This is a genomic window from Burkholderia sp. NLJ2 (assembly GCF_049487195.1).
Taxonomy (GTDB): Bacteria; Pseudomonadota; Gammaproteobacteria; order Burkholderiales; family Burkholderiaceae; genus Burkholderia; species Burkholderia pyrrocinia.
This window is the reverse complement of the sequence record NZ_CP137809.1, coordinates 244995-270751: the sequence shown is the minus strand read 5'-3', so window position 1 is coordinate 270751 and position 25757 is coordinate 244995. Positions and strand designations below refer to the sequence as shown.

Genomic DNA, 25757 nt, shown 5'->3' with positions numbered 1-25757 from the left:
ACTCGCACCGATCTCCGTAGCACGGCCCTCTCGTTTCATGAGAACTTCAGTGACCACAGCCAGGCGGCTACCGTCTCCAGTGGCCGTGACCAACTTCATTGAATCGAGAGTACCGGGATGGCACTACTGCATGCCGAATCCAGCATCATCGGCGATCAATCGGTAAGCCGACTGCTCACAGCTTCGATCGTCGCAGCGCACCAGAAGGTCAATCCTTCAATTGAAATTGCCTGCCATGACCTTGCTGCCGAACAGCTGGACCATCTCAATAGTCCCGAGTCCGCCGTGGTACGAAGCTCGGAACCGATCGCTGGCCCCACTGTATCGAATAGTCATTAAGTCTATGATTATTTTGACTATTAAATTGGAGCCTGAAAGCAAAGCACCGCCAAGCCGAGGTGGATCTAACCGGAAAATTGCACAGAAATCAAAGGCCCCCCATATCCTAATGTCGTGTTCTGGCTATTTACAGATGCCGTGTCTTTGACCACTGGCATGCTGGACGGCTCGTCGAGCAAGCACGGGAGCCGACCATGCAGCCAGCCGGTTTGGTTTCACAGCGGCGATCCCCGCGATTCGCTTGCCGCTCGTCCCGAGATCGGACAGAATCGCGACGACCGAATCCGATCTGACGCCCTTTCGCGCGACGTGGCGGATCTCAATTGGGCGCGCAAATGCCTCCTTTCATCGAAGCAATCTTTGGCTGGGCCGCCATCGTGCTTGGCGCACTCGGTCTGCTCTGCATGATGATCTGGCCGCTTACCCCGGACCGGTGGGTGTTCGACGCCGGCTATGCATGCGTTCCCGACGGCCGAAACCTGATCCTGTCGCCGCGCCGCCTGCGCTTCAGCCACTTCGTCTGGTGGTCGCTCGGCTTCGGCCTCGGCGCCTTGGGGCTGGCCTGCGTGATCTGCGTACCCGCGCTCGCCGGGCTGCTGACCGAAGACGAACCGCATGCATGGTACGAATGGCTCGGTCTTGGCATCACGGGTGTATTCATCGTCTGCGTGGGCGTGTTGCTGATCTGGATTGGCCGCAAGCTGATGCGCGCGCGCTGGTTCGCCGGCCCGTTGCGCGAAACCCGCTTCTGCTGGCGCGACGGAGAACGCTGGATCGATATCAGCACGACCCGCCTGCTACGCAAGCCGATGCAGAATACATACACGTGCCGCGATCTGGAGCGTCTGCTGGTGGGCGGCCGGCGAAGCGTCGATGGCGCAGTCGTGGGCGGCTCGCTGACGCTGCTCCAGCGCGAACTGGTGCAACTCGTGCTTGTTTTTCGCGACCGCAAGCCGATCGACCTGATGGGCCGGGTCAACGACGGCGCTGGCGCGCGTCACATGGCGGACATGATCGGTACGTGGTGCAGCGTCGACGTACAACGGGTTGACGGCTTGCCGGACGTGACGCCTTTCAACTTCGACCGGATCTGACCTTGCCGGTCGTGGACGACCGAAGTTACACACATATATAAACGAGAGAGATTCCGGGAAAATGCTTCGTTATGCTTGCCTGTTTGCTCACGACCACCCGTCTACACCCGACAGCGTCTGGGATATCGACAACGGCCAGATGGACGGCTGGGCCGAATGGTTCGAGCAGATTCCGCAACTGTTCCTCTATCTGATCGGCGACGCAGCGAATCTGCCGCAAGTCGCACCGTGCGCGATGTTCGGCGATGTCGAGTCACCGGCCTGCCTGATGGCGCCGATGGCCGAGGTGCGGGAACGCTGGCATGCGCTGGATCGGCACATGCGGCCGCGACTGCCGCAGTTGCCGGATGACGCCCGGGCGCAATGGGCGCACATGCATGCCACCGTCGCCACAACGACGCGCGAATGGCTGATCCTCGACTGCAGCCCGTTTTGCGACGCGGCCATCGGCACGCCCGACATGGACGCATTCCTGCAGCAGGTGCGACAGCGCTGTGCCGAATGGGGCACCGTAGCGGAGCCGGGCGCCGGCGACCTGCCACCCATCCTGTTGCCGTTGCTGAGCGAGGCGACAGGGCAATGGGGATGGTGGAATCCGAACGTGATCGAACGCATTTACACGATCGAAGCGCAGCCTCATGACGAATGGCACGGGATCGTTTTCAGCACGCCATGCCAACGTGATCCGCGATTCAAGTCGCGCAAATGATGAATCAGACGGATAAAACAAAGAACGACATGCAGATCCGCTTTGCAAGATTGTCGATCCTGGCAAGCGTCATCCTGACGTCAATGCCTGTCATGGGCCAAGGGGCAGCCTCTGGCAGCACGGTCGACCATGAAGAACGCTGGCACGTATCCGGGACCGTCCTCGAATACGGCGATCCCGACACGGACGGGAATGTGCTCTATGTCGTATGCGACGCCGGGCGGATCGGTGTCTCCGTCATGGTCGATGGCAGCGAATGGCAAGACGGTCAGCACGCGACGATCAGATTCTCGTCGAACGCCGGAAAGCTACTGATCGGCGCAACCGCCCGGCTATCTGACCTGGACATGTATGCGAACGGCGAAGTCCGCGATCTCGCGAGGTTCTACCGGCTGTTCGACGGAGCCGGGGATCTCCACGTTGTCACGCGCGACCGCGATATCGCGCTTCCGTTGCGCGGAGCAAAGGCGAAAATCGACCGCCTCAAAGCGGCCTGCTCACCCCCGCCTGCGAACCGGCGCCGGCCACCCGCACAACCGGCGAACATGCACGATTGATTCGTCGTGTCAGGTGCCGACCGGCTGGCCATCTTCGTCGAACATGGCGACCGTTTCGGTACCCGCCTGCTTGACTTCATAGCGAAACACCTTGCTGTCCTCATCGTGTTCGACCTCGAACGCCACGATATCGTCGTCAGGCAATGTGCCGAGCCGCACGAAGCGACGGGTAAAGATGTCCGGCACGTCCTTGCCGGGAGGGGTCGCAACGATCCGGCCGATCGAGTCGTCGATCGATTCGTAATCGGCCGGCAGACGCCATTGCCCTGAAGCATCGAGCACGCCCCATCGCTCGTGTTCGCAGGCGGCCCAGCATCGGCTGCCGGAGTGCAGCAGCACGGTCAAGGCCGTATAACGGCACGGGATGACCTGTACCCCATTGCGATCCACCACCCCGAACTTTCCGTCGTGCAGCACCCGCGCATATTCCCCGCGCCAGAACGCCCATACGCGCTCGTACTGCACCGGCGTAATCGCTTTCCCCTGGCTATCGATATGTCCGTATCGGTCGCCTTGCCGCACGATTGCAACTTCCATCCATGCATCGAAGCAGATCTCGTCGTAGCGCGGTGGCACCAGCGTCTCGCCCGTGATGGCCATCACGCCCATCTTCCCGTCTTGCTCGAACACTTCAACTTGCTCGTAGTAAATCGAGGTCAACGGCTCCCACCCGTAGTCGTAGTGGTCCTGGTTGATCAGCTCGCGAAAACTGCTGACATCTTCTTCCGCCAGACCCTCGCACTGGTCGAGTATGGTGGGATCGTCGGCCTCGATCGCGTGCTCGATTCTCGCGTTGTCGCGCTCGATGCGTGCTAGCAACGCCTGAGCCAGTTCGACGTGCGGCTCCGCCGACAGGTTGAACACGTCCCATCCGTTCAGATGGAAGTACCGGTGGATCGCGCGATTTTCGAGGAATGCGAATATCTTGCGCTTTGCTTCCCGGAACGCGTCGAGATCGTCGATCAGGCGGTCGGCATGACGCTCCAGGAACGCGTACAACCTGGCCATCCGCGTCTTGCCGCCTTCCGCTTCCGCATAAATTCCGTCGTCATTGCCGGTATCGTTACAACGATTACGTGCAAGGAATGGCGCTACCGCCAGCAGCGGACTCAACACCGTCGGGAAGTCGTAGTTCCACTCCACCATGTTCAGACATGGCGTGCCGGCCGGACCGATGTCTTGCAGATTGAACATGTACATGCGATGCGCCATCGAAGTTCCTTGTCATGAGTGACGCGTTGGCAAATCAGCGTCCGGATGCTTATGTTATGTCTGCCGGTGTTACGTTTTCTGGCGTCTAGTCGACAGTAAATCAAGCGTCGCAGCCGGATTCCGCACAACGGAAACGGGCCATCGCGCGATGCAGCGGGCGGAATGGGTTTCACAGTGCGATCTTTCCTCGTGAAACCACGCCCGTAGCAACTGAACTTCTACCTTTCCGGGATCCCCTTGATTTCGATGCACTTCACGGGAGTAGCCTGATTAAGCGTGATAAGGGCTTCCGATCTGCGCCTACAATAATATCCAGTGAAATCGAATACTCTCTGTCTGGTTTTTATTCAAGCCGAATTGGGTTGACCTGAGGCGGAATTTTGTAGCCAGTCAGCCAGTGAGTCTCACATCGATCGAGCGGCCAAGTTGTATTCTATGGCCAGTTCCTGATCATGATGGCATTCGACTATCCTATTCGGGGCCCGTCGCGCGCGTGATTAGAAATTGTGACGCGGGGGACCCCGTGTACAAACCCGCCGCGCCCGCTCGCCTACCGCTGCGTGCTACTCTCGCAAATCGCACCGGCGAAGACAGTTCAGTGGTGCGCGACCAGTGAACATCGTGGATTCACGCATCATGTACTCGATCTTGCCCGCGTTTGTATCTGCGTTGTTTCTCGGGTTTGGCCTCTACGTGCTGGCCACCAAGGGTTTCACGCGGGTGTCCGTCCCGTTCGCCTTGATGTGCGCGACCACCTTCGTCTGGCAGGGAACATGGGCGTTCCTGTTCCAGACGACCGATGCGAACGTCGCCAACCTGTTAGTCAAGGCAGGCTACCTGTTCATCCTTTTTCTGCCGACGACCTTCTATCATTTCGTGACGGAGATCGTGTCGCGTCGGGACGAGCGGCCGATCATGTTTGCATCCTACGGACTCTGCGTCCTGCTGGCTGTGCTGCTGGTCACGAGCAATGCGGTCGTCGATGGATTCCGCCTGCATTTCTTTGGTCCGTATCCCAAGGCGGGCCCACTGCATCCGTTGCACGTCGTGCAGACAGTATTCCTGGCCGGCCGCAGCGCTTGGCTCCTGATCGAGGCCAGACGACAGGGGCGAGCGCGAGACGTCCGGCAACTGCTCGCGCAGTGTCTCGTCAGCCTGGGCCTCTACTCGCTCGCGGCCACCGACTATGCGGTGAACTACGGCGTCGAATTCTATCCGGTGGGGATGCTGTTTATCGCGATCAGTCTCGGGATTCTCGCGACGTCGATCGTCCGCTATGGCCTGATGGGCCCCTATCTCCTGGCCGCGACGGTCGCACACGAAGTGGCCACGCCTCTGGCGGCGATCGGCCTGCACGCGGACGAGCTGCGCAACGTCCTGCCGGTGCTGCTGCGCGGGTATCGGCTAGCGGTGGAGCACCGATTGTGCGCCGACGGTTTGAATCCTGGACAGCTGGAGCGGCTGCCGACGCTCGCGTCGTCGATCCGGCGCCAGGTCGACACCACGAGCACTGTGGTCGAAATGTCCCTGGCGTCCTTTACGCTGGACCGACTGGATCGCCATGACTTCGCCGCCTACCCGATACGGGCCTGTGTCGACGCCGCGGTGGATCGCTTTCCCTTCCGGCTGGGTGAGCGAGACCGCGTATCGGTCAGCGCGATCGATCCGGACCTTCAGTTCTCTGGATCCGACTCGCTCGTGATCTTCGTCATCTTCAACCTGCTGAAAAACGCCCTGTACGCGATCCACACAAGCGGCCGAGGGCAGATCGAGATCGAGGCCCATCGAAGCAACGGTTACTGCGTGGTGCGTTTCAGCGATACGGGCCCGGGCATCGCCCCCGATGTGCTCCCTCGGATCTTCGACGCTTTCTTCTCGACCAAATCGCACGGTAGCGGCGCCGGCATGGGCTTGAGCTTCTGCCGCCGCGTATGTGAAGCGTTCGGCGGTACCATCGCCTGTGAATCGGTCCCCGGCGTCCGGACCACGTTCACGATTCGGCTGCCGGAGCCCGGTTCGCCGGCGGACCAGGCATTGCTCGATCCGCCGGCGCCCACCCGACGCTATCGCATCGGGTAAGGCGGTCTCACATTCAGTTCGCGGCGGACGGCAGGATCAGTTCATACGCCTTGACCCGCTCGATGATGCCCGGCGGAAACCGGCGGATCCGCTTGTCGGCACCGGCAAACACGATCTGCTGATACCCCAGCGACACTTGTCGTCCGTCAACGTAGAAGCGAAACAGCAGATAAGCCGAACATTGCCGAACCTCGAACGTATTGAGATAACAATCGACCCGCTGGAACGGAAACGTTTCATGGACGTATTCCTGATGCGCGCGCTTCGTCACGAACGACCCGCCGGCCGCCAACAGGTTGTTGTGGATGCATTCGTGAAACCAGCGTTCACGGCACACGCCCTGCCATTCGAAGTATCTTGCGAAATAGGTGTTCATGAAGGCATTGGAATCCTTGAGGTAAATGTCGATCACGTGGTGGAAGGTTTTCTCGGACAGATGTGCCGTTTCGTTGGAAAGGACGTGAAGAATCGCGTCTCGCGTCAACATGGATAACTCCTTGAATCGCTACTGGCGGTAGCGGCGCATTCCTTCAACGAGAAGGAATGGCCCGATTCTCCCTGTGCAATTCCGTTGAGCGGCGCGGTCAAAACGTGCCGAATGCGCGGATGACGAACAGTTGATGTGCGTCCCACTTTCGCCGGATAATTGGCGCGGTCTGCAACGCGGCCGTCATTCGCGGTAACGCGCCTCCTGTACCGCATCTTCTTCTGCTGATTTATCGAGACTCGTATGCAATCCTTCGTCAGGCAGCCGGTGCTCTATCCCGTGTCCGTGGTGTTTGTCGATGACAATCCGGATTTCCTGCAGGCGCTGCGAGGCGCATTTCCGGACGAACACCTGAACCGCTTTTTTACGCACCCCCAGGCGGCGCTCGACTTCGTGTCGTCGCGTAATGCGGAGATGCCACCGACGGCCGCGGACTATTTTGGTGCGGAGAACACAGGCGGAAATGCGATCGGCCAGGATGTGCTCGCCGATCCCGCCCGATTCGAGGCGGTGGGCGCGGTGGTCGTCGACTATTCAATGCCGGAGGTCGACGGCATCCAGTTTCTGTCCTCGATCCGCAACGCGAATTGCATGAAAATCCTGCTCACCGGCATCGCCGATGAGCGCGAGGCGGTGGACGCGTTCAACGCGGGATTGATCGATTGCTATCTGAAGAAAACCGACGTCGAGATGGCGCGCAAGCTGGCAGCCGTGCTGGACAACGCGAAACGCAAGTACTGCGCGGCCCGCGGGCACATCAGCCTGCATGAAGCGGGGTCGACCTACCGGGATCCGCGGATCGTCAAACTGATCGATGAGGTGGCCGCGCGGGAAGGCATCGTCGAATACTACTGGCGCTCCAATCAGGACGCGGTGCTGATGTTCGACGCCGCCGGCGCGCCAAGTGTATTTCTCGCCTGGAACGAGGAGGACTGGTCGTTCCACTGCGATATCGTGGCCGACGCGAACGGCCCGGCCGAATTGCGCCACGGCATGGAAGCGCGCCGCATCATGCCGCTGTTCTGGCCATCTCAGGCCTATCGACCGGGCCTCGCGGACATTCGCTGCGCGGCGCCGCTACCCGTTCCGGGATGGGGCGGCACGTTTTATAGCTGGACCCGTCTGGATGATACGGCCGCCGAGCGCGAGCTGCCCACGTTGGCAAAATGGCGTCGCGCGTAACAGATAATCCGCCCGTCTCAAAACGGAAAGGGTAAGCGAGGCGGTGCCGTCGTCGCCTCGGTAGCAACTCGAATGGGAACAATCCCTGTCAATGTTGACAGTTATCACCGGCACGGACTTTTGTTCCAATAGCACCCTATTCCGAGGGCCACCCACTATTCCAATCAGACGGCACATCCAATCAGAGCAGGCCGTTGATCAGCGGTCTGCGCCGCCTCCCAATATCGATCGATTCTCGATCTGATGTCGGCATCACGCTGCACGAAAGCTGCGGCGCCAAGCGATCCGCAAACTTCCGTCTGTCGCATCGAGGCTCGTTTTCACGGCGCGTCGGCGTCACCGCACGGGCCCGAAGCACGTCGACGCCTATTGGAGCAACCAAGGCCTATCTGCTCGCAGAACCTCTGCCCTTATCGCGATAGCGTCTTGTTCCAATGGTGGCCGTAATCACAATGCCCGATCCCGTTTGCCAATCAGTTGTGAACTCGGCGTTGCGCCATTCGTCGCTTGGCTCCGCGCTCGTGATGACGTCCCGGACACGATCAGCCGCGGCCTCTATGAGGATTGCCTGAGGCGGCATTGCCAGCTTCATGGATGGCGACCCGTTCGTCGTATGCATGTATCAACCGCTTTCACCTGTCGATATTCATCGGGCAGCCAGCGCTACTGGTGCCTGTGTTTTGCGACAAGGCCGCCGGCTGTGCGCTTGGCGCTTGAGAGACCGGCGTGTCCAACTTATTCACGGGCTTCGCGCACCACTGAGTAGCCAACCTCGATCGCCGCTGCGCGCTCATGTTACGCCCGGCCAGCATCGCTCCCAACGTCTGCGTTCGCTTCATCCTTCGGGGTCGGGCGACGCCCGGTGGATAACTTATTCGAAACGTTTTGCCAATTGCTTCAAAAAATGGAAAATCCGCAGGATCGCGATTGCCCATTCAGTACCTGTAGCGCTAACGGCTGCGTGGCGAATCGGCATGCCCATTCATGATCGTTCCACGCAACCTCGCGATAGACCTTGATCAGGCGATCGAGCGCCGGTAAATCCGGGTAGTCGCGATAGGGGATCGTCTGTGTCCACTCGCCGCCGAGGAAGTACGCTCGGCGCATCATGTCCGACCAGCCGCCCACCGCCAACAGCGATTGGCGCGCTGCGTCCGCCCCCCCGGCTCCAGGAAAGTCGGTCACCCAACATGACGCCGGCATTCACTCGGACGATGCATCCACCACCCGAGTGCCGCGCGAACGACACGAACGCGATTCGCATCGATCGTTTTTGCCTCCCCCTGTCAATTCTTCCAGCTAGGCTTTCGGCAATCCGTTTCTACACTTCATTCGACATGATTCGACGGCATTTGAAGGAATTGAACAATGTCCTGAAACAATCCTCGTCTTTGATCAAAAGAATCGCCCCCCGAACCACTCGAACTACGACGAAACCATGCCGACAGCACTCAACGTTCCATCTCAGAACGCACTGGCCACCGGCTACGTGATCCAGCCGCAAGACGTGACCGGAACGCAGATTACCCTCCACTGTTCTCTCAGTTCCGTAGCGTTCGCAGCGTTCCGAGCCAGGCCGTCGAAACTCAGATGGACGGTGTGTCATTCGTGATGCCGGATCATTGATTTTTCGCCAGCGGCGTCGAAACCAAGGCCCCATATCTGCCCCCTTGCCTCCATACGGCAAGCGGACAAGGAAACTGAAATGGTCGTTCAATCGCTGCGCGACGCCGGACGGTTGCCACATGGCGTTCTACACGCCGAAGGGCGATCTGCTGGTGCCGACGCACGCGTCGCATCGGGCAGGCTTGTCGTGAGCCTCGGCCGGAACATGCATGCCCTCAACGACGAGTTGATCCACGGCGCAGACGGGAGGCAGGCGCCGTCGATCGGCCACTGGATGCCGTCGGCGCCGCTGGCGTAATTGCAGCACGGGAAGTCGAATGTTCAATCCATCTGGAGAAGATCAATCATGTCGAACGCCGGTACCGAGCAAGCGCAGATCAATCTCACGTTAGCCTACGTCGTTAACAATTCAGCTACCGACTTTTTTTCGGGAAAGGCAATTAAAGATCCGACCGTGGAGCAGGTCAGTCAGCACATCACGACTGGCCTGAACCTTTCCAAGATGACCCGGAACACCCCGTTCAGTATCGTTTGGGGCCCCGCCGTACTTCGGGACCCCGATTCGGATCAATATGCGGCCCACATCACCGTGGTACTGCAATCGGAAGCCACAGGCGAATATTCGGTGGTGACCAGCGGCACCGATTTCTCTTCCCCGGTCGACCTTCTGGAGGACAATCTGTACAAAACCCTCGTGTCGTTCCGGAAGTACGTACCGTCGTGCTCGGACCTGGCGGGCATATCGGCCGGAACGGATATTGGACTGTCGTCCGTTATCCTGACCACTGACTCGAACGGCGCGACGCTCGTCGATTTTCTCAAGACGGTGCGGCCCTCGAGCACGATCAACGTGATCGGGCACAGCCTGGGTGGAGCCCTGGCATCCGCCCTTGTCCTGTATCTGAAGAATGCGCGCGACTTGCAGGCGTCGAACCTGAAATTCACCTGCGAAACCTTTGCTGCACCGACGGCGGGCAATGATATCTTTGCCAGCTACTTTGACGGACAAATGGGAGCCAATGCGACACGGGTATGGAACACGTGCGACATCGTGCCGATGGCGTGGAATGCAAAAACTATCCAGAACGTGAAAACGATCTATAGTTCCTCTCCGCCCTCCGACGCCATCAAGCTGCTTATCGATGCGATAAGTATCAATTCGCTACCGCTTAATTACAACCAATGGGGAAATGACGGCTCCCAGCAAAAGATACTGGACGGACAGCCCGATAGTACAATTACGGATTTCTTTCTGCAGGCCGGGTATCAGCATATCCCCCAATATATGTTGCTTCTGGGGCTGAATCTGACCGATATCCCTTTGCCCCCGCCGCCTCCCACTCAGGGACAGTGAGCGCGGTTCCCGAGCTACGCGGCTATCCCCAACGCCCGGGGGAATGGCGCGTGGCCGGGTGTTATTGATTTCACCTCGTCACTGACGGATGAAGCGACGCATGATGTGGCTGGTGCGCAATCCATTGGAATAGACCAGAGTAAAGTTTCTCTCATCGGTCACTCAAAGTGCTGGAACGGTCGCAATGGCGGCGGCGCAAAGCATGCCGCACGTGTTTCCAGCAGCGCCATCAAATCGGTCGCGAGATCCTTGCCCGGGATCTCGCGCAACACCGTCATGGTGTTCGTCATGTCGAGTCAGTCTTCCATCGCGAAACACCAGCCTTGATCGGATGACCTGCCTGATTTCGTCGAGTCATTTCAATCTTTGGGAACGGTCTCGGTTGCATCAGTTGAACAGCACTGCGGCCTGAACTCGTCGGACGTCAGGCATGACAGACTCGAATGCGGTCGGATGGCATCGTAGTGGCATCGCCACTGCTCGATTACAACCTTCGCTTCCATAAGTACTAGGCGCGGCACCATGAATCAATTGCATTACCCCGCAAACGTCATCAACAATCAAGAAAACTATTTAATAAAGTAAATTACGGATGACGTTGCCATTCCGCTTCAAATCTCCGGTTCCGTTCGAGCGGTGTCCTCCCGCCTCCCCCTTAGTCTCTCAACGCTCCCCAAGCGCCCCCTTCAGCGCGAAGTTGCCGATACCGCCGATACCGCCGATACCGCCGATACCGCCGACACGGCCAACAAGATCATTTCATGTTTCTCACCAAATCCTGACTTGATTAACATCGGCATGATTAAAAATTAATTTATTAGAAAATATCTTGTAATTATAAAAACGACCTTCTAGCATGCCCCTGCGGTTCGCGACATGTCTCACATCAACGTTTTTACTTGATGCATTCCTCGAAAATCACGCACTTATCCATAATCTGGGGGATTACATGAAGAAACTGTCTCGTCTGCTGTCCATCACCGCGATTACCCTCGCGAGTCTCAGCGCATTTGCCCAAGCCGGCGACCAGCCGGCCGCGGTCGACAAGGCGCTGCAACTGATCCAGCAGAACCCGTCCGCTTTCAGCCTGGCTACCGGCAGCGCCGCACGCACGTTGAAGTTCGCGGCGCCGCAGGCGAGCGCGCCGACGGACGGCGACCAGTTCCAGGTACGCGACGTGATCGTCGATCCCGACGGCACCGAGCACGTGCGCTTCGACCGCTTCTACGCGGGTCTGCCCGTGATCGGCGGCGACGTCGTCGTCCATTCGAGCCAGGGGCAACTGAAGCAAGCGAGCCTGACCCAGCCCGCGCCGATCGATCTCGCCGGCAAGATCGGCAAGGTCGGCGACCGCTTCGTGGTACGCAACGCGCCCGACGTGGGCGCGGCCAGGGTCAGGCGCATCGCGGCCGCGCGTTTCGCATCGGACGTGCGCCGCGTCGATGACGCGGAACTCGTCGTGTTCGCGCGCGACGTCACGCCGACGCTGGCCTACGCGGTGCGCGTATACGGCAAGGCGACCGACGCGCACGGCGATGCGGTGCTGTACTACGTCGACGCGCGTACGGGCACCGTGCTCGACGCGCAGGACCTGATCAAGACTGCCGCCGCGACCGGCACCGGCCGCTCGCTGTACTACGGCAACCTGACGCTGACCACCGACCAGACCGGCACGAACGCGTACCGGATGCTCGATCCGACCCGCGGCAGCGGCTCCGTCTACGACGGCCGCGGGCTGATCGCGGAGGACGTCGAGCAAGCGACCGACCTGCCGATCTTCACGAGCAGCACGAACGTGTGGGGCAACAGCTCGACCACCGACCGGCAGACCGTCGCCGCCGACATCGACTACGGCCTCGCATTGACTTGGGACTACTACAAGACTGCGCACAACCGTAACGGCATCTTCAACGACGGGCGTGGCGTGAGGAGTTTCGCGCACGTGGTGTTCGACACCGGCAGCGGCACGACCGGTGCGAACGCTGCATGGATGCCGTCGCACATCATGGTGTACGGCGACGGCCAGTCGGGCACGAGCCTGCCGAAGCCCGTCGTGTCGGTCGACGTGGCCGGGCACGAGATGAGCCACGGCGTGACCGAGGCCACCGCCAACCTGAACTATTCGGGCGACGCAGGCGGCTTGAACGAGTCGACGTCCGACATCTTCGGCACGCTCGTGAAGTTCTACGCGAACAACCCGAACGATCCCGGCAACTACGTGATCGGCGCGCGCGTGGTGAGCGGCGGCCTGCGCAAGATGTACAAGCAGGATCTCGATGGCCGGTCGTTCAGCTGCTATCCGTCCGGCGGCTTCTCGTGGTCGAATCCGCGCCACGATCCGCACTTCACGTCGGGCGTCGGCAACCGCTTCTTCTACCTGCTGTCGGAAGGCCCGGCGGTGCCGTCGACCGACACCGGTCTGTCGAGGACGCAGTTGGTCTGCAACGGCGACACGACCTTCAGCGGCCTGGGCCGCGACAAGGCCGGCAAGATCTGGTACCGGACGCTGACCGTGTACCTGAACGCCAACTCGAGCTACACGAGCGCGCGGCGCGCGTCGATCCAGGCGGCGAACGACCTGTATGGCGCGAACTCGGCCGAGAGCGCAACGGTCGCGCGCGCGTGGAGTGCGGTCGGGGTGAATTGATCGCGCTTGTGTGGGCGTGTTGAACGCCGGAAGGTCGCGTGGCGGTACTTCGGTTCGGAGACAAGCGAGCCGATCGAGGTCACGCGGCGCTCGGGCGTGACACAGGCAGGTGTCGATCAGCCGCCTGCGATGGCAGGCGGCTGATCGGCGGACCATTCATCCGTGCAGCGGGACTGCGGGTTTGCGAAAGCGACGCCGTCGGGATGTCCACGCGCCGGACCCGAACCCAAGCTCACCGGCTCCCCTCGCCCATCTCCTGACGTTTCAATGCGATTTCCAGCTGCGCGATCCACGCCGCGTCGTCGAGCCTGGCGCCCAGGATGTTTTCAATCCGCTCGGTTCGACGCGACACTGCGCGACAGCCGCAGGATCTCCTGATCGCGCTGCGGCAGCGCGCCGTACCATGCCGCCGTGCCGGATCTTGTTCGGCCGCTCGACATCGACGTTGCGGTCGACGAGATTCGGCGCAGAAGCCGAAAAGGTACGTCGTCGAAGGCAACGCCCTCAAAAAAACGGGAAGTCATATAACAAAAAACTTTCCATGACACCCATATGCACGGATTCGAACAGGTTCAGTCCAAATTTGCATGCTGTTTGTGAGCGGAATTAAGGCTGAATACCTTCGTGTCTGACCGTGCCCCTCGCTGTTGTTCGCGAGCCGCGACCAGGATGCCCGGCGTGTCTCAACACGTCGTGGTCGCAGGTGCCGGTGGGTCCTGATCGTTACGCGATCAGGATGAATGCGATCACGCAAATGCGAGAGGGTGCAGCCATGGCATCGATTCCTGAACCGTCGCCGAGGGGCGAAACCAACAAACGCAGCTGGCTCGAATCCCACGAGGCCGGCTATCACAAGACGCTCGGCAATCGACAGGTACAGATGATCGCGATCGGAGGCGCGATCGGCACGGGGCTTTTCCTCGGGGCCGGCGCGCGACTTCAGGCTGCGGGGCCGGCGCTCGCGATCGTCTACCTGGTGTGCGGCGTGTTTTCGTTCCTGATCCTGCGTGCGCTCGGCGAGCTGGTGATGCACCGGCCGAGCAGCGGCAGTTTCGTGTCGTACGCGCGCGAATTCCTCGGCGAGAAAGCGTCTTTCGTGGCGGGCTGGATGTATTTCCTGAACTGGGCGATGACCGGCATCGTCGACATCACCGCGGTCGCGCTCTACATGCATTACTGGGCGCCGTTCGCCGGTATTCCGCAATGGATCTTCGCGTTGATCGCGCTCTGCATCGTCGCCACGATGAATCTGATCGGCGTGAAGTGGTTCGCCGAAATGGAGTTCTGGTTTGCGTTGATCAAGGTCGCCGCGATCGTGCTGTTTCTCGGCATCGGCTCCGTGATCCTGGGCACCGGCGGGCACGTCGCGGGCCATGACACGGGCATGCACCTGATCACCGACAACGGCGGTTTCTTTCCGCACGGACTGATGCCGGCGCTCGTGCTGGTGCAAGGCGTGGTGTTCGCGTTCGCGGGCGTCGAACTGGTCGGCACGGCCGCCGGCGAATGCAAGGATGCACGCAAGGTGCTGCCGCGCGCGATCAACAGCGTGATCTGGCGCATCGCGATCTTCTACGTCGCGTCGGTCGTGCTGCTCGTCTGCCTGCTGCCGTGGAGCGCGTACAAGGCAGGGCAAAGCCCGTTCGTCACGTTCTTCGGCGCGCTCGGCGTTCCCGGTATCGGCTCGGTGATGAATCTGGTGGTGTTGACGGCGGCGCTGTCGAGTCTCAACTCGGGGCTGTATTCGACCGGGCGCGTGCTGCGTTCGCTGTCGATGGGCGGCTCGGCCCCCGCGTTCCTCGGGCGGATGAGCGCGCAATCCGTGCCGTACGCGGGCATTCTCGTGACGGTCGCGATCTACGTGATCGGCGTGCTGCTCAACTATCTCGTGCCATCGAGCGTGTTCGAGATCGTGCTGAACATCGCGTCGCTCGGCATCATCAGCACGTGGGGGTTCATCATCGTCTGCCAGATGAAATTCCGGGCGGCCGTCAAACGCGGCGAAGTGGACGACGTGTCGTTCAGGATGCCCGGCGCGCCGGTGACATCGTGGCTCACGCTGCTGTTCCTGCTCGGCGTGCTGGTCCTGATGGCATTCGACTACCCGAACGGCACGTGGACGATCGCGTCGATTCCGCTGGTCGCACTGTTGCTCGTCGCCGGATGGAAGTGGCTGAGCGGCCGCGCGCGCCGCGCGTTGCTCAAGCCGACGATTCCGTCGGTCACGCTCACGCAGAACGTCCTCGAAAAGGGCGACAACTAGGCGACGCCCGACAGCGGGTGGCGACCGACCCGAGGTCGAGGGCTGCCCTGCACGGTGTCATGGGAAATCCCATGACACCGTTTGACGAAATGCGGGCGGGCAGGTTCGGCCGCCCTGCTCGCAAGTCAAGGCGCGATCCTCGCGGCCACGGCCGCGTTCGCGTTCGCGTTCGCGTTCGCGGTCAGCATCACGACCAACACCGGCAACGCGCTGGCCGGTTCGCTGCTGTTTCCGGTCGGGTCGCCCGGCCTGATGCTCGGCGCCCACTTCACGATCGTCGACTATCTGCTGTGGAACGAGATCCCGACGGTGCTCGGCAACCTGGTCGGCGGGCTGCTGTTCGTCGGCGCGGCGCTGTACAGCACGCACTACAAGACCGCGCCGAAACGCGTGCCCGCTTCGCCGGTGGGTGTCGTCGCGCGCAAGGCCTGATCCACCCTGCGGCCCTGCGGCAGGCCGTGACGGCCAGCCCCGCAGCCTTCGTCGCGCAGCGGGGCGGCAACCGTCACTCGACGTTGTCCGTCACGTCCGTCATCCGGATCATGTGCGGGCGCACCGCGTCTTCGTCCGGCGCGTCGCCCGCGGGCTCCGGATGGATCAGCGCTTCGAGCCGCGCCTTCGTCGCGATGAATTCCGGCGTGTTGAACTGCGAGTAACTGCGCGGGCGCGGCACCGGCACCTCGATCAGTTCCTGCACTGCGCCCGGATTGGCCTTCAGCACGAGAATCCGGTCCGCGAGCAGGATCGCCTCGTCGAGATCGTGCGTGATGAACAGGACCGTCACGTCGATGTTGCGCCAGATGTCGAGCAGGTGCGCCTGCATCTTCGCGCGGGTCTGTGCATCGAGCGCGCCGAACGGTTCGTCCATCAGCAGGATGCGCGGCCGGTTCGCGAGCGCGCGCGCGATCGCGACGCGCTGCTTCATCCCGCCCGACAACTGGTGCGGATACACGTCAGCAAAGCGCGTGAGCCCGACGAGGTCGAGCCACTGCAGCGCTTCGCGTTCCGCCTCGCCGCTGCTGCTGCCGTTGCGCTTCAGGCCGAACATCACGTTCTTCTTCACGGTCAGCCACGGAAACAGCGTGTAGCCCTGGAACACCATCCCGCGATCGGCGCCGGGGCCCTGCACCGGCTTGCCGTCGAGCAGCACGTCGCCGCTCGTCTGCGACTCGAGCCCGGCCAGGATGCGAATCAGCGTCGACTTGCCGCAACCGGACGGCCCGATCACGCAGACGAACTCGCGCCGGTGAGTGCGGAAGCTGATGTCGTCGAGCGCGACCACTTCGCCCTGCGGCGACCGGAAGCGTTTGCCGAGATGGCGCACGTCGAGGATCACGTCGCGTGCCTTCAGGCGTGCGAAGCGTTCGCGGACGGCGTCGGACTGGAGCAGATAGTCGGGAAGGCTGTGCGGATTCTGCATGATCGTCTCTTCCGAAAGGATGCGGTAGGTCATCGTGTTCAGCCGTCACGCCTTCAGCGTGCGGTCCCATGGAAACAGCCGGCGGCCGAGCAGCGCCAGCACGATGTCGGTGCCGAGGCCGATGATCCCGATCATCAGGATCGCGGCATATACGTTGTCGAAATGCTGGTAGCGCGCCTGCTGGCTGATGTACCACGTGATGCCCGAACTGGTGCCGACCAGCTCGGCGACGATCAGGTAGGTCCATGCCCAGCCGAGCAGGATCCGCTGGTCGCGATACAGGTCGGGCAGGATGCCCGGCACGACGACGTGCGCGATCAGCCCCGGCTTCTTCGTGCCGAGCGTCAGCGCCGCCTCGAACAGCCCGTACTCGAGCTTGCGCGTGGTGTTCGCAACGATCAGCACCTGCTGGAAGAACGTGCCGATCACGATGATCGCGACCTTCGGCGCGTCGTAGATGCCGAGGATCGCCACCATCAGCGCGCCGAACGCCGGCGCGGGCAGATAGCGGAAGAACTCGAAGAACGGCTCCTGCAGCCGCGCGAGCGCGCTGAAGGTGCCGCACACGATGCCGATCGGCACGCCGATCGCCGACGAAATCACGAAGCCCCAGAAAATGATGCGGATGCTGTGCCACAGGCTTTCGTGCAGCCACACGCCGTCGCGCGAAGCCGGCGGCGTCGTGAACGCCGTGTAGAACGCGCGCAGCACCTGATGCGGCGCGGGCAGGTACACGGGGTTCGCGCGCTCGCCTTCGGGCACGGCTGCATGCGTCGCACGCGCATGCGCGAGCTCGTCGTCGAACACGTCGCGGTCGACCTGCATGCCGGGCTGGAAATAATCGACGCTGCCGGGGTTCGTGATGTGCACCTGCGGATGCCAGACGAACGGCACGTAGCTGAGCACGCACCAGACGGCGAGCGGCAGCAGGAAGGACGCGATGCCGAGCGTCCACTTGCCGCGGGTCGACAGCTCGCGGCGCACCGCGAGCCAGTCGGTCGTATTGCGGGTCACTGACATGGTGAATCTCCGTATCGTGTTGCTTGCCGGTCGCGGGCGACCGGGCATTCAGCGCGGCGCGCCGTTCGTGCCGTTCGTGCCGTTCGTGCCGTTCGTGCCGTTCGTGCCGTTCGCGCCGTTCGCGCCGTTCGCGCCGTTCGCGCGGTAAGCACGCCAGCCGCCGAAGCGCGTGATGTCCACGGCGCCGTCGAGCGCGGCGGGTTCGCATAAAAAGCCCTGCACCTGCGCACCATCCACGAGCGTCAGCGTACCGATGCCGAGCGGCGCGCCGATGCCGGCGACGAAGCTGCCGTAGGCAGCGACCGGCATCTCCCAGATCTCGACCGCGATCGCCGCGCCGTCTTCCGGCACGCGCACGAGGCCGGGCTTCGCGACGCCGCCCGACGCGGCCGCGCTCAATGCGTAGAGGCGGTAGGCGGGCGCGGTGGTCGTCGCGGCGACGAAGCGCGCGCCGCGCTGCGTGAGTTGCCCGTTCAGCGGCTCGCCACGCAGATGCGCGCCGACGACGGCCACGCGCACGACACCCGCCGGCGCGGCGAGCGGCTGGGTGGCCGTGACGTCGCCGTCGCCCGCCTGCGCCTCGGCCCACGCGCCGGCCAGATCGAGCAGCATCGCGTCGTCGTGCGCGCGGCCGACGAACGTGATGCCGAACGGCAGCCCCGCATGCGGCCCGGTTTCGCAGGCGCCGGCCGGCACCGCGATCGCGGACAGGTCGAGCAGGTTGACGAAGTTCGTGTAATAACCGAAGCGCGCGTTGACGCCGATCGGATCGGCTTCCAGTTCGTCGACGGTCGCGGTCGTCGCCGACGTCGGCATCACGATCGCATCGATGCCGTCCCATGCGCGGGCGGCGTCGACCCGCAGCGCGGCGAGCCGGTCGAACGCCGCGAACGCGTCGGCGGCGCTGAAACGCGCCGCGCCGCCGACGATTTCGCGAATCACCGGATGCAGCGCGTCGGGCTGTTCCGCGAAGAACGCGCCGATCGCGGCCAGCCGCTCGGCGACCCACGGCCCTTCATACAGCAGCCGCGCGGTCGCGAGGAACGCGCTGAAATCGATCTCGACGACCTGCGCGCCCGTCGCACGCAGGTGTGCGACGGCCGCTTGCCACGCGGCCCGATACGATGCGTCGCCGAAGAACTCGAGCTGGTCGGCGCGCGGCATGCCGAAGCGCATGCTTGCGAGCGGCCGAGCGTGCCGCGCATGACAGCCGTCCGCGTCGAGCAGCGGCTGCCATGCGCGTCCGTACGGATCGCCGTCGGTCACGCCGTGCGCAACGGCGAATACCGCGCGCGCGTCGCGCGGCGAATGCGCGAACACCGACACGCAGTCAAGCGACCGGCACGCCGGCACGACGCCGAGCGTACTCAGCACGCCCTTGGTCGGCTTGAGTCCGACGAGCCCGTGAAACGCGGCCGGCACGCGGCCCGACCCGGCCGTGTCGGTGCCGAGCGCGAACGCGGCGACGCCGAGCGCGACGGCCACGGCCGATCCCGAACTCGATCCGCCCGACGCATAACGCGGGTCGAGCGCATTGCGGCACGCGCCGTATGGCGAGCGCTGCCCGGACAGCCCGGTCGCGAACTGGTCGAGATTGGTCTTGCCGATCGGGATCGCGCCGGCGGCGATCAAGCGTTCGACGACCGCCGCGCTGCGCGACGGCACATACGCGTAAGCGGGACACGCCGCCGTCGTCGGAATGCCGGCCAGGTCGATGTTGTCCTTGATCGCGAACGGCACGCCATACAGCGGCAGCGTGGCGATATCGCGTCCGGCCAGCGCATCCGCGTAGCGTGTCATTTCGTCGTGCGTCAGCGGCCGGATCCACGCATGATGCGGATCGCCCGCGTCGAAGTGCGCGGCGATCGCGTCGACGACCGCATGCGGCGTCAGGCTGCCGGCCTCGTACCGAGCGCGCAGCGCGGCGATCGAGCGCAGATCGGGGAGCGGATGACGAGCGAAGGGCTTCATGCAACCTCCTCGGCCGCACCGGCCTTCATCACCATCAGCCGCTGGCCGGCGACGACCGCCGCGCCCGGCGCGCAGTCGACCGTCTCGATCACGCCGTCTTCCATCGCCACCACGGACACCTCCATCTTCATCGATTCGAGAATCGCGACGACCTGCCCTTCGGTCACGCGCGCGCCGGCTTCGACCAGCACCTTCCAGACGCTGCCCGACACGTCGGCGGTAATGCCGCGCTGCGCGTCGTCGAGCGTGTCGCCGGCCAGCGCCGCGCCGACGTCGCCCTGCCCGGCCTCGCCGACGTACTCCGCCTGGCCGGCCGCCCGCCAGCGCTCGCGTTCGTCATCGAACGCGGCCTGCTGCGACGCCTTGAACGCGGCAATCGATTCGGCTTCGTCGCGCAGGAAGCGGTTGTACGCGCCGAGGTCGAACACGGATTCCTCGATCTTCAACTCGGCCCGGCCCGCGATGAAATCCGCGCGCAGTTCGGTCAGTTCTGCCTCGCTGACCTCGTAGAAACGGATCTCGTCGAAGAACCGCAGCAGCCACGGCTTGCCGGGCTCGAACGCGCGCGTCGTCCGGTGACGGTTCCACATCTGCACCGTGCGGCCGACGAACTGATAGCCGCCGGGCCCTTCCATCCCGTACACGCACAGGTACGCGCCGCCGATGCCGACCGCGTTCTCCGGCGTCCAGGTGCGCGCCGGGTTGTACTTGGTCGTCACGAGCCGGTGCCGCGGATCGATCGGCGTCGCGACGGGCGCGCCAAGATAGACATCGCCGAGCCCCATCACCAGATAGCGTGCGTCGAACACGATGCGCTTCACGTCGTCGACGCCGTTCAGGCCATTGATCCGGCGGATGAACTCGATATTGCTCGGGCACCACGGTGCATCCGGCCGTACCGACTGCATGTAGCGCTCGATCGCGACGCGTGTCGACGGGTCGTCCCACGACAGCGGCAGATGCACGATCCGGTTCGGCACGCGCATATCGGCGACGTCGGGCAATTCGCGTTCGGCCGCCTGAAGATGCGCGAGCAGCGCATCGAGCGGCAGCGCCTGTGCATCGAAATGCACCTGCAGCGAGCGGATACCGGGCGTGAGGTCGAGCATGCCGGGCAGCCGGTTCGTATCGAGCCAGCACATCAGCGCGTGCACGCGAAAGCGCAGGTTCAGGTCGAGCACGAGCGGGCCATACTCGATCAGCACGTTGCGATCGCCCGAACGCCGGTAGACGACGCCGATGCCGTTGCCAGCCGCCGGATCGCGGTACAGCACGCAGTCGTCCGGCGCAGCCGCGTTCGACAAGAAAGCCGGTGCCGGCGATACACGCTCGGGAACCGCGGCCACGCGCGCGAACTGCACGGTGTCGCCCGGCCGCAACTGCCCGAGCTTCCACAGCTCGTCGCGCACGACCGTCACCGGGCACACGAAGCCGCCGAGGCTCGGCCCGTCGGGCCCGAGTATCACCGGCATGTCCCCGGTGAAATCGACCGCGCCGATCGCGTACGCGTTGTCGTGGATGTTCGACGGATGCAGGCCCGCTTCGCCGCCGTCCGCGCGCGCCCATTGCGGCTTCGGGCCGATCAGCCGCACGCCCGTGCGGCTCGAGTTGTAATGGACCGTCCAGCGCGTGTCGTACAGCATCGCGATGTCGTCCGCCGTGAAGAAATCCGGCGCGCCGTGCGGGCCGTCGAGCACGCCGAGCGTCCATGCGTGCGTAAGCGCCGGCCGGTCGGTTTCGGCGAGCGTCTTGCCGGCTTCGCCGCGCCCCGCGTCCGCATGAAGGTGCAGCACGTCGCCCTTGCGCAGCGCACGGCCCGCGTGGCCGCCGAACTGGCCGAGCGTGAAGGTCGCCTTGCTGCCCAGGTAGTCGGGCACCTGCAGCCCGCCCTTCACCGCGAGACTCGCGCGCACGCCCGCGCCCGTCACGCCGCCCAGCTTCAGCACCGCGCCGGGCGCCGCGCGCAGCACCTGCCAGAACGGTGCGGGTACGCCGTCGAGCGTCGCCGCGAGCGGCGCGCCGCCGAGCACGAACAGCGTGTCGGCGTTGAAGCGCAGCGTCGCGCCGACCATCGTGAACTCGAGGCCGGCCGCGTCGCGCGGATTGCCGAGCAGCGCATTCGCGAGATCGAACGCGCGGTCGTCCATCGGCCCGGACGGCGGCACGCCGACGGCCCAGTAGCCGACGCGGCCCGGCGTTTGCTGCACCGTCGTCTGCACGCCGCCGTCGAGCACGTCGATCGTGTGCGGCGCAAACGCGAAACGCGACAGGAACGCGGTCGTCTGCGCGCCGCGCGCGAACGTGTCGGAACCGGCGATCGCGCGCAGGTAGTCGAGATTGGTCTCGATCCCGTACAGCTCGGTGGCTGCCAACGCGTCGCGCAACGCCGCAAGCGCATCGCGGCGCGTGTCGCCGCGCACGATCAGCTTGGCAAGCAGCGGATCGTAATACGCGCTCACCTCGGTGCCCGCGTCGATCCACGTGTCGACACGCACCGCATCCGGAAACGCGACGTGCGTGAGCACGCCCGCGCTCGGCTGGAACTGCTTGTGCGGGTCTTCCGCATAGAGCCGCACCTGGATGCTCGCGCCGCGCGGCGCGACAGCGAGCGTATCGAGCGGCGGCAGTTCGCCTTCGGCCTGCAGGATCATCCATTCGACGAGATCGATGCCTGTCACGGCTTCCGTCACGCAGTGCTCGACCTGAAGCCGCGTATTCACCTCGAGAAAATAGAAGCGGCGCTCGCGCGCATCGAACACGAACTCGACGGTGCCGGCCGACGCATAGGCGACCGCGCGCGCGAGCCGCACCGCGCTCGCGTGCAACCCGGCGCGCTCGCCGTCGGCGAGATCCGGCGCGGGCGTTTCCTCGATCACCTTCTGGTTGCGCCGCTGCACCGAGCAGTCGCGCTCGCCGAGCGCGATCACGCCGCCGCGCCCGTCGCCGAAGATCTGCACCTCGATGTGCCGCGCGTGCTCGACGAATTTCTCCAGGTAGACCCCCGCGTGCGCGAAGTTCGCGCTGCCGAGCCGCACGACGGATTCGAACGCCGCGGCGAGCTGCGCGGCGTCGCGGCACAGCGACATGCCGATCCCGCCGCCGCCCGCCGTGCTCTTGAGCATCACCGGATAGCCGATCGCGTCGGCTTCGGCGAGCGCCGTCGCGACATCGGCGAGCAGCCCGGTGCCCGGCAGCAGCGCGACGTCGTGCGCGCGCGCCAGTTCGCGCGCTGTGTGCTTGAGGCCGAATGCGCGCATCTGCTCGCCGCGCGGCCCGATGAAGCGCAGGCCGGCGGCCTCGCATGCGTCGGCGAAACCGGCGTTCTCGGACAGAAAGCCGTAGCCGGGATGCACGGCCTGCGCACCGGTCGCGCGCGCCGCAGCGAGGATCGCGGCGACGTTCAGGTAGCTGTCGGCCGCCGGCGCGGCGCCGACGCAAACGGCTTCGTCGGCGAGCGTGACGTGGCGCGCATCGCGATCGGCTTCCGAGTAGATCGCGACCGATGCGATGCCGAGCCGCTTCAGCGTGCGGATCACGCGGCACGCGATTTCGCCGCGGTTCGCGACGAGGACTTTGGCGAATCTCATTGCGGTCCCCAGATCGTGAGCCTGACAGGCGTCGGGTTGTAGCCGTTGCACGGATTGTTGAGCTGCGGGCAGTTCGAGATCAGCACCGTGACGTCCATCTCCGCGCGCATCTCGACATACTTGCCGGGCGCGGAAATGCCGTCCTCGAACGTCAGCCCGCCGAGCGACGTAACCGGCACGTTCATGAAGAAATTGACGTTGCCGACGAGGTCGCGCTTGGTCAGCCGTGCGCCGGTGCCACATGCGCAGTGCGTGATCGCATTGAGGAAGCTGTCGCGGCAGTTGTGCATGTGGCGCTTGTCGAGCGCGTAGCGCACCGTGTTGCTCTCGGCCGCGCACGCGCCGCCGAGCGTGTCGTGGCGGCCGCAGGTATCGGCAACGATCGTCACCATCGGGTTGCCGAGACTGGACAGCAGCACGCTGCCCGCGCTCAGGTACAGGTTGCGCTGCTCGCGGATCGTGTCCTGCGCGCTGTAGCGCTCGTCGGGCGCATCGGTCCGGTAGAACAGCGTGTCGACGGCCTGGTTGCCTTCGAGGTCGAGGATGCGCAGCACCTGCCCGCGCTTCACGTCGTGCAGCCACGGCTCGCCGGCGTTCAGCGTGGTGTCGTAGATCGCGTGCCGCGGGTCGAGGCGGCTTTCGATGATCGGCATGTCGGGTCTCCTCACGCGAACAGTCGGTCGGTATTGATGAAGCCGCGCGTGTTTTCCGCGCATGCGGTGCGGCACGGGTCGGCTTCCGGCGCGGCTGCATCGGCCGGGTACGCGCGATACGCGATCAGCTTCACGGGTTTCGGCGCATAGGCCGGCTGCGGATCGAGCGGATGCGGCGCGGTCGAGAACGCGGCGAGCGTGTTCATCTCGAAGCGCAGGTCGAACGCACCGCCGGCCGGCGAATGGCCCGCGACGAAATCGAACGAACCGTCGTCGCGCGGCGCGAGCTTGCTGAAGAAATTGACGTTCGCGACGAGGTCGCGCGCGGACAGCCCGTATTTCGCGAGTTCGAGCACGAGACTGTCGCGGCCGTTGCGGATCATCGCGTTGCGTTCGGCCTGATACGACGACGTGCCGTACTTCCGCGCGAACAACCGCGCGTCGCCGATGCCGCCGAGCGGATCGTGCCAGCCGAGCGTATCGGCCGTGATCGATGCGATCACGCGGCCCATGTCCGTATACAGCGCGTGGCCGCGCGTCAGGTGCGCGGTGTGCTGCGCCTTCAGCGTGTCGGCCATGTTGTAGCGTTCGAGCGGATCTTCGTGGCGATGAAACACGGCGGACAGGTTCGCGCCGCCGTCGACGTCGACGATGCGCAGCGCGAGACCGCGACGCAGGATGCCGGACCAATGGGTTCCGGCGGGAATGACCGTTTCCCACACGACGTGCGGCAACGGGGCAAGCGAGGCTTGGGGGCTCGGCGACATGGCGGCTCCTCGGATCGGTTGGACAAAAGGCGTGAGAGGGCGACCGAACGACATCGCGACCTCCCGGGCTTTTGTCCCTCCGTGGAGCCTCGCCGGATCCTCGTAACAAGGTAGGCGGCAAGACCGGATTGCTCTCGGACCAGGCATCGCACGGCGTGTGACGCCGCGCGACCGGAACCCTAGCGATCCTGAAGATGATGCAAATTGCTTCGCACCTCTCGGTCGGGGAATAAGCGAGTTGCGTGCCAGCGCCTTCCGCGGCCGCGCCGAGCCCCGTCCGGCGAGGCTGCGGCGACCGGACTGCGCACGATGCGCGATCCTCGGCTGCCCTCGGGTTGGGCAACCCGCGCACCAGGCGAACGCGGCCGGCACCAGCGCGGGGCAGCGATGCGTGCGCACGCCGCGTGCGATTGCAATGGCACGGCCATTGCTGAATACGCACACCGTCACTCTGTCGAACGACCGCTCATGAACACACTCGACCTGCTTCGGCGCGCGCTGGCCGCGCTCTTCTCCGCCCGTTTCATCGAACTGCAGCGCGCCGCGCGCCGCCGCTGAACGGCGCGTTTCCGACGCACGTCGGCGGCCGGATCACGCCGCTGGCATGCTTCTCGCTCGTTCCGATGCCGAGAGGTGCGGCGGTGTCGCATCTTAGGGGTGCTAGGGTTCCGGTTCGTCGAACGTCTGGTCCGAGAGCAGCCCGGTGCCGGTGCGCACGGTCGTCTGATCGTGCGCGCATGGCGCTACACGGCGGGACAAAAGCCCGGGAGATTGGCGATGGCGACGGCCG

Annotated in this window: 21 protein-coding genes, 2 pseudogenes and 2 riboswitches; of the genes and pseudogenes, 11 read left to right on the top strand and 12 right to left on the bottom strand. The window is 63.9% G+C overall.

Annotation, left to right across the window (positions count from 1 at the left end):
• Positions 1–117: 117 nt before the first annotated feature.
• The 4 genes from R9B84_RS17830 (at position 118) to R9B84_RS17815 (ending at position 2699) form a co-directional block, all read left to right on the top strand.
• Complete coding sequence (locus tag R9B84_RS17830) at positions 118–339, top strand: hypothetical protein (RefSeq protein ID WP_423760697.1); 222 nt, start codon at positions 118–120, stop codon at positions 337–339.
• A gap of 335 nt (positions 340–674) precedes the next feature.
• On the top strand, positions 675–1433 hold the full coding sequence (locus tag R9B84_RS17825; RefSeq protein WP_423760696.1) for a hypothetical protein: 759 nt from the start codon (positions 675–677) through the stop codon (positions 1431–1433).
• A 139-nt stretch (positions 1434–1572) separates the two neighbouring features.
• The gene (locus R9B84_RS17820) at positions 1573–2142 is read left to right on the top strand and encodes a hypothetical protein (protein WP_423760695.1); all 570 of its coding nucleotides are present in this window, start codon (positions 1573–1575) and stop codon (positions 2140–2142) included.
• A complete protein-coding gene (locus R9B84_RS17815; RefSeq protein ID WP_423760694.1) occupies positions 2139–2699 on the top strand; it encodes a hypothetical protein in 561 nt (186 codons plus the stop codon). The genes R9B84_RS17820 and R9B84_RS17815 overlap by 4 nt, the downstream gene beginning before the upstream one ends.
• A gap of 9 nt (positions 2700–2708) precedes the next feature.
• Here R9B84_RS17815 and R9B84_RS17810 read toward each other — a convergent pair whose 3' ends face one another.
• Positions 2709–3911: a WG repeat-containing protein gene (locus R9B84_RS17810; RefSeq protein ID WP_423760693.1), complete on the bottom strand. Its 1203-nt coding sequence runs from the start codon at positions 3909–3911 to the stop codon at positions 2709–2711.
• Positions 3912–4547: 636 nt separating this feature from the next.
• Between R9B84_RS17810 and R9B84_RS17805 the strand changes: the two genes are divergently transcribed.
• Positions 4548–5990, top strand: coding sequence for an ATP-binding protein (locus tag R9B84_RS17805; RefSeq protein WP_423760692.1), 1443 nt, complete (start codon positions 4548–4550; stop codon positions 5988–5990).
• Between the two features lie 13 nt (positions 5991–6003).
• On the opposite strand, the gene R9B84_RS17800 is transcribed toward R9B84_RS17805, so the two are convergent.
• Entirely contained in the window at positions 6004–6477 is a 474-nt protein-coding gene (locus R9B84_RS17800; RefSeq protein ID WP_423760691.1) for an acyl-CoA thioesterase, read from the bottom strand.
• 243 nt (positions 6478–6720) lie between these two features.
• Here R9B84_RS17800 and R9B84_RS17795 point away from each other — a divergent pair, with 243 nt between their 5' ends.
• Positions 6721–7659, top strand: coding sequence for a response regulator (locus tag R9B84_RS17795; protein WP_423760690.1), 939 nt, complete (start codon positions 6721–6723; stop codon positions 7657–7659).
• Positions 7660–8556: 897 nt separating this feature from the next.
• On the opposite strand, the gene R9B84_RS17790 is transcribed toward R9B84_RS17795, so the two are convergent.
• Positions 8557–8844 carry a DUF6071 family protein gene (locus R9B84_RS17790; RefSeq protein ID WP_423760689.1) on the bottom strand — a complete coding sequence of 96 codons (288 nt, stop codon included), beginning with the start codon at positions 8842–8844 and terminating at the stop codon, positions 8557–8559.
• Between the two features lie 520 nt (positions 8845–9364).
• Between R9B84_RS17790 and R9B84_RS17785 the strand changes: the two genes are divergently transcribed.
• Positions 9365–9583, top strand: a complete 219-nt coding sequence (locus tag R9B84_RS17785; protein ID WP_423760688.1) for a hypothetical protein — start codon at positions 9365–9367, stop codon at positions 9581–9583.
• Positions 9584–9631: 48 nt separating this feature from the next.
• Positions 9632–10639, top strand: a complete 1008-nt coding sequence (locus R9B84_RS17780) for a lipase family protein (protein ID WP_423760687.1) — start codon at positions 9632–9634, stop codon at positions 10637–10639.
• Between the two features lie 158 nt (positions 10640–10797).
• Here R9B84_RS17780 and R9B84_RS17775 read toward each other — a convergent pair whose 3' ends face one another.
• Together R9B84_RS17775 and R9B84_RS17770 are read right to left on the bottom strand one after the other, a co-directional pair.
• Complete coding sequence (locus R9B84_RS17775) at positions 10798–10929, bottom strand: hypothetical protein (RefSeq protein ID WP_423760686.1); 132 nt, start codon at positions 10927–10929, stop codon at positions 10798–10800.
• Between the two features lie 69 nt (positions 10930–10998).
• Positions 10999–11139 (bottom strand): annotated as a pseudogene (locus tag R9B84_RS17770) (IS3 family transposase); the annotation flags it as partial.
• A 449-nt stretch (positions 11140–11588) separates the two neighbouring features.
• Between R9B84_RS17770 and R9B84_RS17765 the strand changes: the two are divergent.
• Positions 11589–13286: a M4 family metallopeptidase gene (locus R9B84_RS17765; RefSeq protein WP_423760685.1), complete on the top strand. Its 1698-nt coding sequence runs from the start codon at positions 11589–11591 to the stop codon at positions 13284–13286.
• A gap of 326 nt (positions 13287–13612) precedes the next feature.
• Here R9B84_RS17765 and R9B84_RS17760 read toward each other — a convergent pair whose 3' ends face one another.
• Positions 13613–13810 carry a hypothetical protein gene (locus R9B84_RS17760; protein WP_423760684.1) on the bottom strand — a complete coding sequence of 66 codons (198 nt, stop codon included), beginning with the start codon at positions 13808–13810 and terminating at the stop codon, positions 13613–13615.
• A 248-nt stretch (positions 13811–14058) separates the two neighbouring features.
• Between R9B84_RS17760 and ansP the strand changes: the two genes are divergently transcribed.
• The gene (ansP, locus tag R9B84_RS17755) at positions 14059–15549 is read left to right on the top strand and encodes an L-asparagine permease (protein ID WP_423760683.1); all 1491 of its coding nucleotides are present in this window, start codon (positions 14059–14061) and stop codon (positions 15547–15549) included.
• A gap of 222 nt (positions 15550–15771) precedes the next feature.
• Positions 15772–15981, top strand: a pseudogene (locus tag R9B84_RS17750) (formate/nitrite transporter family protein); the annotation flags it as partial.
• 73 nt (positions 15982–16054) lie between these two features.
• Here R9B84_RS17750 and R9B84_RS17745 read toward each other — a convergent pair.
• From R9B84_RS17745 to R9B84_RS17720, 6 genes are read right to left on the bottom strand one after another with little or no spacing between them, the layout of a single operon-like run.
• A complete protein-coding gene (locus tag R9B84_RS17745) occupies positions 16055–16969 on the bottom strand; it encodes an ABC transporter ATP-binding protein (RefSeq protein WP_423760980.1) in 915 nt (304 codons plus the stop codon).
• A 45-nt stretch (positions 16970–17014) separates the two neighbouring features.
• Positions 17015–17989, bottom strand: a complete 975-nt coding sequence (locus tag R9B84_RS17740; RefSeq protein ID WP_423760682.1) for an ABC transporter permease — start codon at positions 17987–17989, stop codon at positions 17015–17017.
• Between the two features lie 48 nt (positions 17990–18037).
• Entirely contained in the window at positions 18038–19960 is a 1923-nt protein-coding gene (gene atzF, locus R9B84_RS17735) for an allophanate hydrolase (protein WP_423760681.1), read from the bottom strand.
• Positions 19957–23547 carry an urea carboxylase gene (uca, locus tag R9B84_RS17730; RefSeq protein ID WP_423760680.1) on the bottom strand — a complete coding sequence of 1197 codons (3591 nt, stop codon included), beginning with the start codon at positions 23545–23547 and terminating at the stop codon, positions 19957–19959. The genes atzF and uca overlap by 4 nt, the downstream gene beginning before the upstream one ends.
• Positions 23544–24200 carry an urea amidolyase associated protein UAAP2 gene (locus R9B84_RS17725; protein WP_423760679.1) on the bottom strand — a complete coding sequence of 219 codons (657 nt, stop codon included), beginning with the start codon at positions 24198–24200 and terminating at the stop codon, positions 23544–23546. The genes uca and R9B84_RS17725 overlap by 4 nt, the downstream gene beginning before the upstream one ends.
• Before the next feature lie 11 nt (positions 24201–24211).
• Positions 24212–24967, bottom strand: a complete 756-nt coding sequence (locus R9B84_RS17720) for an urea amidolyase associated protein UAAP1 (protein WP_423760678.1) — start codon at positions 24965–24967, stop codon at positions 24212–24214.
• A gap of 58 nt (positions 24968–25025) precedes the next feature.
• Positions 25026–25161: riboswitch (guanidine-I (ykkC/yxkD leader) on the bottom strand.
• Between the two features lie 455 nt (positions 25162–25616).
• Positions 25617–25739: riboswitch (guanidine-I (ykkC/yxkD leader) on the top strand.
• The last annotated feature ends 18 nt before the right edge of the window (positions 25740–25757 follow it).

Bases quoted from the DNA above. Each gene is read 5' to 3' on its own strand.
- R9B84_RS17830 (WP_423760697.1), top strand. From the start codon at position 118: ATGGCACTACTGCATGCCGAATCCAGCATCATCGGCGATCAATCGGTA.
- R9B84_RS17825 (WP_423760696.1), top strand. From the start codon at position 675: ATGCCTCCTTTCATCGAAGCAATCTTTGGCTGGGCCGCCATCGTGCTT.
- R9B84_RS17820 (WP_423760695.1), top strand. From the start codon at position 1,573: ATGGACGGCTGGGCCGAATGGTTCGAGCAGATTCCGCAACTGTTCCTC.
- R9B84_RS17815 (WP_423760694.1), top strand. From the start codon at position 2,139: ATGATGAATCAGACGGATAAAACAAAGAACGACATGCAGATCCGCTTT.
- R9B84_RS17810 (WP_423760693.1), bottom strand. From the start codon at position 3,911: ATGGCGCATCGCATGTACATGTTCAATCTGCAAGACATCGGTCCGGCC.
- R9B84_RS17805 (WP_423760692.1), top strand. From the start codon at position 4,548: ATGTACTCGATCTTGCCCGCGTTTGTATCTGCGTTGTTTCTCGGGTTT.
- R9B84_RS17800 (WP_423760691.1), bottom strand. From the start codon at position 6,477: ATGTTGACGCGAGACGCGATTCTTCACGTCCTTTCCAACGAAACGGCA.
- R9B84_RS17795 (WP_423760690.1), top strand. From the start codon at position 6,721: ATGCAATCCTTCGTCAGGCAGCCGGTGCTCTATCCCGTGTCCGTGGTG.
- R9B84_RS17785 (WP_423760688.1), top strand. From the start codon at position 9,365: ATGGTCGTTCAATCGCTGCGCGACGCCGGACGGTTGCCACATGGCGTT.
- R9B84_RS17780 (WP_423760687.1), top strand. From the start codon at position 9,632: ATGTCGAACGCCGGTACCGAGCAAGCGCAGATCAATCTCACGTTAGCC.
- R9B84_RS17775 (WP_423760686.1), bottom strand. From the start codon at position 10,929: ATGACGAACACCATGACGGTGTTGCGCGAGATCCCGGGCAAGGATCTC.
- R9B84_RS17765 (WP_423760685.1), top strand. From the start codon at position 11,589: ATGAAGAAACTGTCTCGTCTGCTGTCCATCACCGCGATTACCCTCGCG.
- R9B84_RS17760 (WP_423760684.1), bottom strand. From the start codon at position 13,810: ATGACTTCCCGTTTTTTTGAGGGCGTTGCCTTCGACGACGTACCTTTT.
- ansP (WP_423760683.1), top strand. From the start codon at position 14,059: ATGGCATCGATTCCTGAACCGTCGCCGAGGGGCGAAACCAACAAACGC.
- R9B84_RS17745 (WP_423760980.1), bottom strand. From the start codon at position 16,969: ATGCAGAATCCGCACAGCCTTCCCGACTATCTGCTCCAGTCCGACGCC.
- R9B84_RS17740 (WP_423760682.1), bottom strand. From the start codon at position 17,989: ATGTCAGTGACCCGCAATACGACCGACTGGCTCGCGGTGCGCCGCGAG.
- atzF (WP_423760681.1), bottom strand. From the start codon at position 19,960: ATGAAGCCCTTCGCTCGTCATCCGCTCCCCGATCTGCGCTCGATCGCC.
- uca (WP_423760680.1), bottom strand. From the start codon at position 23,547: ATGAGATTCGCCAAAGTCCTCGTCGCGAACCGCGGCGAAATCGCGTGC.
- R9B84_RS17725 (WP_423760679.1), bottom strand. From the start codon at position 24,200: ATGCCGATCATCGAAAGCCGCCTCGACCCGCGGCACGCGATCTACGAC.
- R9B84_RS17720 (WP_423760678.1), bottom strand. From the start codon at position 24,967: ATGTCGCCGAGCCCCCAAGCCTCGCTTGCCCCGTTGCCGCACGTCGTG.